General features: G+C 66.6%; 8 protein-coding genes and 1 pseudogene. 2 read left to right on the top strand and 7 right to left on the bottom strand.

Annotated elements, in window-relative coordinates:
- The coding region (locus tag AC1DMQ_RS25650; RefSeq protein WP_477036357.1) for a DUF4010 domain-containing protein at positions 1–354 on the top strand (354 nt) is incomplete at its 5' end.
- 49 nt (positions 355–403) lie between these two features.
- On the opposite strand, the gene AC1DMQ_RS25645 is transcribed toward AC1DMQ_RS25650, so the two are convergent.
- The gene (locus AC1DMQ_RS25645; RefSeq protein WP_477036356.1) at positions 404–1,621 is read right to left on the bottom strand and encodes a hypothetical protein; all 1,218 of its coding nucleotides are present in this window, start codon (positions 1,619–1,621) and stop codon (positions 404–406) included.
- An 809-nt stretch (positions 1,622–2,430) separates the two neighbouring features.
- Between AC1DMQ_RS25645 and AC1DMQ_RS25640 the strand changes: the two genes are divergently transcribed.
- A complete protein-coding gene (locus AC1DMQ_RS25640) occupies positions 2,431–2,553 on the top strand; it encodes a hypothetical protein (protein WP_477036355.1) in 123 nt (40 codons plus the stop codon).
- On the opposite strand, the gene AC1DMQ_RS25635 is transcribed toward AC1DMQ_RS25640, so the two are convergent.
- From AC1DMQ_RS25635 to AC1DMQ_RS25610, 6 genes and pseudogenes are all read right to left on the bottom strand, one after another.
- Positions 2,550–3,656, bottom strand: coding sequence for a sugar kinase (locus AC1DMQ_RS25635; protein WP_028037821.1), 1,107 nt, complete (start codon positions 3,654–3,656; stop codon positions 2,550–2,552). The two genes, AC1DMQ_RS25640 and AC1DMQ_RS25635, sit on opposite strands and share 4 nt — an antisense overlap.
- Positions 3,657–4,331 (bottom strand): bifunctional 4-hydroxy-2-oxoglutarate aldolase/2-dehydro-3-deoxy-phosphogluconate aldolase, encoded by a 675-nt coding sequence (locus AC1DMQ_RS25630; protein WP_018113188.1) that lies wholly within the window; start codon positions 4,329–4,331, stop codon positions 3,657–3,659.
- 525 nt (positions 4,332–4,856) lie between these two features.
- Positions 4,857–7,580: a phosphoenolpyruvate carboxylase gene (ppc, locus tag AC1DMQ_RS25625; protein ID WP_477036354.1), complete on the bottom strand. Its 2,724-nt coding sequence runs from the start codon at positions 7,578–7,580 to the stop codon at positions 4,857–4,859.
- A 183-nt stretch (positions 7,581–7,763) separates the two neighbouring features.
- Positions 7,764–8,534 (bottom strand): 2-dehydro-3-deoxy-D-gluconate 5-dehydrogenase KduD, encoded by a 771-nt coding sequence (gene kduD / locus AC1DMQ_RS25620; RefSeq protein WP_477036353.1) that lies wholly within the window; start codon positions 8,532–8,534, stop codon positions 7,764–7,766.
- Between the two features lie 156 nt (positions 8,535–8,690).
- The gene (kduI, locus tag AC1DMQ_RS25615) at positions 8,691–9,539 is read right to left on the bottom strand and encodes a 5-dehydro-4-deoxy-D-glucuronate isomerase (RefSeq protein WP_477036352.1); all 849 of its coding nucleotides are present in this window, start codon (positions 9,537–9,539) and stop codon (positions 8,691–8,693) included.
- 18 nt (positions 9,540–9,557) lie between these two features.
- Positions 9,558–9,812 (bottom strand): annotated as a pseudogene (locus tag AC1DMQ_RS25610) (glucuronate isomerase); the annotation flags it as partial.

The raw sequence follows: 9,812 nt of genomic DNA, 5'->3' as shown, positions 1-9,812 counted from the left end.
AGCCTGGCCGGCGCCCTGATCTTCGCCCTGACCCTGTCGGTGGTGCTGCTGGCCTCGGCCGCCCTGCGCGCCGAGTTCGGGGAGTCCGGCGCGATCCTGGCGGCCGCCGTCGCCGGCTTCGTCGACACCCACGCGCCGGCGATCTCGATCGCCTCGCTGACCGCCAACGGCCGGATGTCGGCGCTGGACGCCGTCATCCCGATCCTGGCCGGCTTCACCACCAACACGATCACCAAGATCGTCGTCGCCACGACCAGCGGCGGTCGCGCCTTCGCCCTGAGGGTGGCTCCCGGCGTCGTCCTGGTGGCGGCCGCCGCCTGGGCGGGTGCCTTGATCGGTCACGTCGTGAACTAGGGAGAACCAGGGGCAACCGCGTCGAACCGAGGAGAGGCCTGCTGGAGGCCTATCGCGGCTCCTCCTCGTCCGCCCCGCCCTCGTCGTAGTAGCCCGGCGGGATCGGCCGCTCGTCGGTGAGCAGTTCGGCTATGACATCAAGGCCAAGTTCTGGGTCGTCATGCGCTCGCGACAGTTCGCCATCGCTGAAGCATCTGATCAGGTGATCCGCGAAGCTGTCGCCAAATCGCCCCCAACCTGCAAAAGCAATGAGCTCCGCGCGAGCAACGGGGCCCACGCGCGCGTCCATCATTTCCCGGAGCTGCGGCCATAGCGTGAATCCCTCCGCTCTTGGGGACGAGACGCGGCCTAGCGCCCGCCGGGCGACCTGCAGCACTTCCGACAAGGCCTTGCTATGACCGGCCGGGTTGTAGTCATCGACGAGCTTCAGCAAGCGCTTCTGGATCGGACGCGGGGCAACACCTTGGGGCAGGTCGGGAAGGAACTTGGCCACGCCCTGAAAAGGCGCCGCCTGCACCATGGTGATGCTGTAGGGGGCGAGGGAGGTCGCCGAATGGTCCTTCCAGAGAAACGCGAAGCCATGGCTGCGCAAGGCGTTTCCGCGGGCGGCCATCATCTGCAGGGTGGCGCGCATTTGCCGCGTGTGCGCATCCAGCCGCGTCCGACTGCCGCTTCCATAAAGACCATCGTCATAGAGGCAGAGCTGGTGGCCTCCCATTTCATGGGTGGACACCTTGACGTCGATCCCGTCAGCAAAGAGCGCCGGATCCACGACCTCGAGCTTGTGTCCCTGTTCGCACTCCACCGGTTTCATGCAGATGATCTTGCGGCCGATCCAGACGATCTCGTGCGCCACGTAGTGGCGCAGGAGTGTCGGCCACACCGAAGAGATCAGGACATTGACCACGTCCCCGTCGGACAAGAAGGGGAGACGGCTGCGGAGCTCGCCGGCATACGCACTGAGCTCCGTACCCGCCTGTCTGCTGGGCGAAACCAGGTTCTTGAGCTCCACGATCACCATGGCTTCATCTTCAACGGCATAGAGAACGAAGTCCGGCCTGAGAATTTCGCCGTCAGCCAACGAGATGTTCTCGTTATCCGTCACCACCTCGTTTATATGTAGAGCTCTCCTACAGTATCTAAAGCTATCTCGGATGGTGCGAGTTTGCGATGAATCGTCGGAAATCGGTTCCAATATTTCCGGATTGAGAACAATTTCGTTCAAACCCTCGATGCTCTGCAAGCAACCGCGCAGCCAAAGGTGCATCTGTTCTTCTGTGGCGAAACCCAACGCGTGCATCCCCCTGCGACTACCAGGCACAGTTTTGCATTCTCGCGTTCTTGGCCACTTAACGACGAGCCGAATTCCATGCGGTGCGCCCTTCGCCGCGGGCGCCGCGCAAACGTCGCGCGAAAACCCTTATCCCCATCGCTCCCGGCGTATTCCTCAAACGAATTCAACGCCGAAAATCCGCTTATCCTCCCTCTCTCGCGCCGCCGCATAATCAACCCACCTCGAGGCGATGGGGAGGGCGCGCGGCCAGCGACCTTCGCGGCCTTGGGGTGCGGTCGAGCGGGTAACGCCGCCGATGGTCTCTTCGGGGATCAAACCTCGCGTCCGTGAGATGCTCGCCGAGCGCGGAACACGGAAACGGCCGGACGCGGGGGTCGGCGACGCGACAGGCGTGCGGGGGATACGCATGCGGTCCGGGACCAGGCTTCGTTGGCTTGGCCCGCCCGTCGGGGGCTTCGTTCGGTAAGGCGCTAAGAGCGCCACCCGCCGGACGCTCCCGGATAACGGCCGCGCGGAGCGTCGGTCTGTGTCGAAACGGTATTTCACTACAAAGCTTCCGGGCCCAGCCCGGCGCTCCGCATCCCTCCCCGACCCTTCAGCGGCTTTCCGCGTGAGGCGGCCAAGCCGTGTGCCTATCCGCGCCAGGATGCACCATGCCCAGACCACGCGCTCGCCGAGTCAAACCCGCTCCGCCGCCAACGCATCACGTTCCCCGGTTCACGGATGGACGCACCCCGGTCCGCATGAAGGCGATCCGGCGGAGCCTCGCCAAGAAACTCGCCATGCTGAAGCGGAACCGGGAACTCGCGCAGCAAAAAGCCCCCGACCTTTCGATCGGGGGCTTCGCCAGGCCGGACGAGCCGGCCTGGGATGACTATGGCGCCTACGGCTTGGACGAAGACTAGCGGATGACCCGCGCGCCCTTGCCCTTCATCACGGCCTCGACTTCCGCCTGGCGCACCATCGAGGTGTCCCCCGGGGTGGTCATGGCCAGGGCGCCGTGAGCCGCGCCGTACTCGACGGCGGCCTGGGGGCCCTTGCCTTCCATGAAGCCGAAGGCCAGGCCCGAGGCGAAGCCGTCGCCGCCGCCGACGCGGTCGTAGATCTCGAGGTTCTCGCGCATCATCGAGGCGTAGAACTCGCCGCCGGCGTACAGGATCGCCGACCAGTCGTTGACCGAGGCGGTCTTGGCGTTGCGCAGGGTGGTGGCGGCGACCTTGAAGTTCGGGAACTCCTTCACGGCCGTCTGGATCATCTTCTTGAAGTTGGCCGGGTCGATCGAGCTGATGTGCTCGTCCAGGCCTTCGACTTCAAAGCCCAGGCAGGCGGTGAAGTCTTCTTCGTTGCCGATCATCACGTCGACGTACTGGGCGATGTGGCGGTTGACCTTCTGGGCCCCTTCCTTGCCGCCCTGCGACTTCCACAGGCTGGCGCGGTAGTTGAGGTCGTAGGAGATCACGGTGCCGTACTTGCGGGCCACTTCCACGGCTTCGATCACGGCTTCGGCGGTGTTGGACGCCAGGGCCGCGAAGATGCCGCCGGTGTGGAACCAGCGCACGCCTTCTTCGCCGAACAGCTTTTCCCAGTTCACTTCGCCGGGGCGGATCTGCGAGGCGGCCGAGTGACCACGGTCACTACAGCCCAAAGCGGGGCGAACGCCGAAGCCCTTTTCGGTGAAGTTCAGGCCGACGCGGGTGTTGCGGCCCAGGCCGTCGAAGTCGCGCCAGATGACGTGGGAGGTGTCGACACCGCCCTGCATCATCAGATCCTCGACCAGCCAGCCCAGGTCGTTCACCGGCAGGGCGGTGACGGCGGTCGAGCGCTTGCCCCAGCACTTCTTGAAAGCGCGCGCGACGTTGTATTCGCCACCGCCTTCCCAGACGTTGAACTGGCGAGCGTTGCGAACCCGGCCGAAACCGGGGTCGAAGCGCAGCATCACTTCACCGAAGGAAGCGCAGTCCCACTTCGTTTCCGAAGCCGGGCGGATGTTGAGGATGTTGTCAGTCATCTAGGCTTTCCCACGAACCTTCTTGATCAGATCGACGGTCTCACGGACCTTGGCGGTGATGCCGGCGTAGTCGCCCGCGTCCAGCAGTTCCTGCGTGATGAGCTTGGAGCCCATGCCGGCGGCGACGATGCCCGCGCCGAACCACTTCTTGACCGAGGCTTCGTCGGGATCGACGCCGCCGGTCGGCATGATGCGGGTCCAGGGCATCGGGCCCAACACCGCCTTGACGAAATCGGGGCCGCCGACCGACGAACCCGGGAACACCTTGACGATCTCGCAGCCCAGCTCTTCGGCGTACGAGATTTCCGAGGCCGAGCCGCAGCCCGGCGAATACGGGATCTTGCGGCGGTTGCAGACCTTGGCGACGTCGGCGTTGAGGATCGGGCCGACCACGAACTTGGCGCCGTTGGCGATGTAGATGCCGGCGGTCGGGGCGTCGACGATCGAGCCCACGCCCATGATCACGCGCGGATCGGCCGAGGCGAAGTGACGGGTCACTTCGTAGAAGACGTGGCTGGCGAAGTCGCCGCGGTTGGTGAACTCGATGCAGGGCGCGCCGCCGTCGGCGCAGGCCTGGATCACCTTCTTACAGACCTCGACGTCCGGGTGATAGAAAACCGGGATGACGCCCTGGTCCATCAGCGCCGTCAGCACGGCCATGCGGTCTTTCACCATCAGTACTGCTCCTCAAAGGATCGATCTTGCGTGCGGCCTTGTCGGCGGGCCTCGGCGTGGAAGATTTCGCCGCGTTCGGCGCTGGGCGACCGTTTAGACCGCGTTGCGGGCGGACGCCACACCAGAGGCTCCCCCGACGTCAATTCGCGTGTCCAATTGCCCTGGTTGTCGTCCTTCGTTTCCATCCTGCCCGGTGATCCGACGATGTCGGGTTCCGCGCCGCATTTCCCGGCCGACCGTTTCCGGCGACTGGGCTCTCAAAATAAAGGGCGCCAGGTCAAAGACCCGACGCCCCGAAAGTTTGCGCAGGAGCGAACTCAGAAAGAGCCGCGGACGCCTAGGACTGGGTAGGCCAGTCCAAAACGTCAGTGATACCGGTGTCATAGTGGACAGGCCACTTTGCCACCGGTGTCATTCAGGAATCTACTCCGAAGCGACGCCTTGTGCAAGCGCCGTCAAAACGTTGTTTTCCGTTTTGACGGCGGTGAGAAAAAAGAGACCCGGAAGGGGCGCGAACCCCTCCCCTCACCCCGTGTTGCGCAGGCCCGCCGCGATGCCCGCCACCGTCAGCTGGATGGCCAGGCGCACGTTCTCGTCCTGGTCGCCTGCCCGACGGCGGGCCAGCAGCTCCAGCTGCAGGTGGTTCAGCGGATCGACCGACAGCCCGGCCAGGGCCACCGACTCCGCCAGCTCCGGCTGGTTGTCCAGCAGGGCCGAGCCGCCGCGGATCGCCAGGGCGATCTCGGCGGCCTTGTCGTGCTCGCGATGGATCGTGTCGAAGATCCGCTGGGCGTCGGCCTTGTCCGGCGACAGGTCCTTGTACCGGGCCGCGATGCCCATGTGGCTCTGGGCCAGGGCCAGCTCCATGTTCGACAGCAGGGCCCCGAAGAAGTCGAAGCCCCCGGCCAGGTCCTGCAACTGCCCGGTCGACAGCCCTGCCCGCTCGACGCCCGAGGCGAAGCCGTACCAGCCGGGCAGCATGAAGCGGGCCTGCGACCAGCTGAACACCCAGGGGATGGCCCGCAGGTCCTCGATCTTGCGGCTGGCGGTGCGGCTGGCCGGACGGCTGCCGATGTTGAGGCCGACGATCTCGCCGATCGGCGTGGCCGACCAGAAGAAGTCCTCGAACGCCGGGTCGTCGTATACCAGGGCCCGGAAGCCGTGGAACGACGCTTCCGCCAAGGCGGTCATGGCCGCCTCGACCTTGGGATCGGGGCGGACGACCTCGCGCTCGCTGGCCATCAGCACGGCGGCGGCCAGGCCGTCGAGATTGCGGCGGGCGGTGGGCTGGTCGCCGAACCGGCGGGCGATCATCTCGCCCTGCTCGGTCATGCGGATGCGGCCCTGGACGGTGCCGGCCGGTTGGGCCAGCACGGCCTCGGCGGCCGGTCCCCCGCCCCGCCCGACGCTGCCGCCCCGGCCGTGGAACAGTTGAAGCCCCACGCCCATCCGCTCGGCCTCGAAGGCCAGGGCCGAGGCGCCGCGGGCCACGCCGCGCCGGCTGGCCACGTAGCCGCCGTCCTTGTTGCTGTCGGAATAGCCGAGCATGATCTCCTGCACCGGCCGGTCGCCCAGGATGGTGCGGGACAGCGGCAGCTCCAGCCACTGGCGCAGCACGCGGGGACCATTCTCGAGGTCCTCGATGGTCTCGAACAGCGGGCTGATCTTCACCGAGGCGCGCGGCGCCGCGCCGCCCCAGACCAGGCCGACCTGCTTGAGCAGGACCAGCGGTTCCAGGATGTCCGACAGGGTCGCGGACTTGGAGATCACATAGGCCCCGATGCAGCCGTGACCGTAGTCGCGCACGGCCTGGGCCGCGGCTTCCATGGTGGCCAGCTCCTTGGCCGTCTCCTCGCCATAGGCGGTGAACGGCGAGACCAGGGGTCGCTGGTGCGACAGCTCGCTGATCAACAGCTTGGAGCGGGCCTCCTCGTCGAGGTCCAGGTACTTCACGCCGGTGCCGGCCCGCTGGAACAGTTCGTGCAGCGTCCGCTCGTGGACGTCGGCGTTCTGGCGCAGGTCCAGGCTCATCAGGTGGAAGCCGCAGGCCTGGGCCACCTCGACCAGGGTGCGCAGGGCCGAGCCGACCAGGCGCTCGCCGCCGTTCCGCTCCAGGCTGTCGATGATGATCTTCAGATCGGCCACGAAGGCCTCGGGATGGCCGTATGGTTCGACGTCCGTCCGGGCGGTGGCGAAGGCCACCCATTGGTTCGTCAGCTTTTGGGACACCGCCGAGAGCCGGTCGAAGATCAGCTCCAGCGCCAGGCGATACGGCTCGTCCAGACGGTGAACGGACGGATCGTTGGTCTGGGCGGCCAGGGCCAGGAGCTCTTCGGACACCGGCACGTAGGCCGTGGACACCGCCAGGTTCGACCAAAGCTTGCGCACCTCGCTGGCGTACCAGTCGAGGATCACCCGCGACTGCGAGGCCAGGGCCAGCTTCAGGGTGTCGCCGTTGACGCCGGGGTGGCCGTCGCGGTCGCCGCCCAGCCACGAACCCATCTTCAGCAGCGGGGCCATCTGGCCATGCTCGCCGATCGCCTGCGACCAGTCGGCGTAGAGGTCGATGATCGCCGGCAGGATCGAGGTGCGGACGATCGACAGGGCGTTGCGGATCTCGTCCTTCACGGTGATCCGCTCGGGACGGTACAGCCGGGTGCGCCACATCAGGGCGATCTCGCGGAACAGGCGCTCGCGGATCTCGGCGTCCATGGACGGCGGCAGGTGGTGGCGACGCAGGGCCATCAGGCGCGAGATCTCGGTCTCGCGGTCGACCATGCTGCGGCGGCGCACCTCGGTCGGGTGGGCGGTCAGCACCGGCACCACGTTCATGGCGGCCAGGGTCTTCGTCAGCTCGGCCGGCGACTTGCCATCGGCGACCAGCGCCTTGACGGCGTCGACCAGGGTGCGGGGACGTTCGTCGCCCGGCTGGGCGTCGCCCTCGGCATGGCGGCGGCGGCCGGCGACGTCCTCGCCGATATTGGCCAGCATCGAGTGGCTGGCCAGGGCGCGGGCCAGGAAGATGGCCTGGTCGCTGGAGAGATCGGCGAACAGGCGGTCCAGGCGCACGGCCTCGCCGTCGGCGGTCTCCTGCGAGGCGGCCTTGCGCGCCGTGGCCACCAGCTTGGCGGCGTCCTCGCCGTCCAGATAGGCGATGGCCTCGTTCAGCAGGTCGCTGAGCAGGTTGGCGTTCTGTCGGACGTGACGGCTGGTGGGTCGATCACCATCGAGCGACAGGGGATTACGCATGCGCGAAGCTCCGCGACCGCCGCGAAGCCGCGCCGGTTCATCAGGGAAGAAACGTACGAAACGCCAGCCGGACGTTGTGCCCTTGATGACGCAGCGGCGCCTCTACCGCGCTTTGCCGGCCGCGAAAAGGCGGCCGGCGCATTGGTTGCGGTACCAAATTCGCTTTTGCGCAGATTTCTGCCTCTAGCGCGCCAGCCAGCCACCGTCGACGGGCAAGGTAATGCCCTGGACGTAGTCGGCGGCCTGCGAGGCCAGGAACACGGCGGCCCCGCCCAGGTCGCCCGGCTGGCCCCAGCGGCCGGCCGGAATGCGGGCCAGGATCGAGGCGTTGCGGTCGGCGTCGTTGCGCAGGGCCTCGGTGTTGTTGGTGTCGAAATAGCCGGGCGCGATGGCGTTGACGTTGATGCCCTTGGACGCCCACTCGTTGGCCAGGATCTTGGTTAGGCCCGCCAAGCCGCTCTTGCTGGCCGTGTAGGACGGCACGCGGATGCCGCCCTGGAAGGACAGCAGGCTGGCGATGTTGATGATCTTGCCGATGCTGGCGGTGTCGCCGCCTTGCTTGAGCACCTGCTTGGCGAAGGCCTGGGTCAGGAAGAAGACGACCTTCAGGTTGGTGTCCATCACCGCGTCCCAGTCGGCCTCGGAGAACTCGATGCTGTCGGCGCGGCGGATGATGCCGGCGTTGTTGACCAGGATATCGACCTTGCCGAACGCGGCGACGGTCTCGTCGACCACGCGCTGGACGGGCTCGATCGAGCCGAAGTCGGCCTTGATCGACAGGAACTTGCGGCCGGTCGCCTCGACGGCGGCTTGCGTCTCGGTCGGGGCGCTGCGGCCGGCGGCGGCGATGTCCGCGCCCGCTTCGGCGAGCGCCACGGCCACGGCCTGACCCAGACCGGTGTTGGCGCCGGTGACGAGGGCGACCTTGCCTTCGAGGCTGAACGGATTGGCCATGGTGCGTTCCTCAAAAATCTCGTTGTCACCCCGGACGTAGCGCGAAGCGCGAAGATCCGGGACCGATCCGAAGCGCTACGCTCCATGTCGGTCCCGGATCGTCCCTTCGGGCCGTCCGGGATGACAGCCGAAGGGTTCGTGAAGGAGCTGTCGCTCCTACTTCAGCTGGCAGATGTCCAGCACGTTCATGTCGGTGTAGTCGAGGTTCTCCCCGCCCATCGCCCAGATGAAGGTGTAGTTCGAGGTGCCCGAACCCATGTGGATCGACCACGGCGGGCTCATCACGGCTTCCTCGTTGGCGATCACGATGTGACGCATCTCGTCCGGCTCGCCCATGTAGTGGAAGACCCGGTCGTTATCGCCCAGACCGAAGTAGAAATAGGCTTCCGAACGACGGTCGTGCAGGTGGGGCGGCATGGTGTTCCAGACGCTGCCCGGCTTCAGCACGGTCATGCCCAGCAGCAGCTGGGCCGACTTGCAGGTGGTCGGCACGATGTACTGGTAGATGGTGCGCTCGTTGGAGGTCTCCAGCGCGCCGCGCTCCAGCGGGACGGCGTTGGCGAATTCCAGCTTCTTGGTCTCGAAGGCGGCGTGAGCCGGCAGGCTGGTCAGGTAGAAGCGGGCCGGGTTGGCGGCGTCGACGCTTTCGAACACCACGTCCTTGGAGCCCATGGTCACGTAGATGCCGTCACGCGGCTCGATGTCGTAGACGACGCCGTCCACGATCACCTTGCCCTTGCCGCCGCCGACATTGATGGCGCCCAGCTCGCGGCGTTCCAGGAACGGGTGGCCGGCGGCCGAGGCGGGCTCGGTCTGGTCGGGCAGCTTCACGCCCTTCGAGACGGGAGCCGCGCCGCCGACCACGAAGCGTTCGGCGTGGTTGTAGTGCAGCACGATGTCGTCGGCGGCGAACAGGCCGTCCATCAGGTAGCGATCGCGCAGGTCGTCGTTGCTGACCGCGTACATCATGTCCGGGTGAGTGGCGTGGTAGGTCTTGGTGAACATCTGGGAGCTCCGGAAAATCTATTCGGCGGCGTGTTTGGCGGGAACGACCGGCTTAGCCCATTGTGGTCGCTGGTCGAGTTTGTAGGCCTTCTTAGGCAGGTTGTAGGTCAGGTCGACGATCAGTTCGGCGGCCTCGACCTCGTCCATGCGGTGCTCGGCGACCATGCGGGCCAGGAAGGCGCTGTCGACGCGGCGGGCCACGTCGTGGCGGGCCGGGATCGACAGGAAGGCGCGGGTGTCGTCGTTGAAGCCGACGGTGTTGAAGCCGACGGT

The sequence above is a fragment of the Caulobacter sp. 05L422 genome, assembly GCF_056397765.1.
Note: the sequence above shows the minus strand (reverse complement) of the source record. Positions and strands in the feature narration are given on the sequence as shown.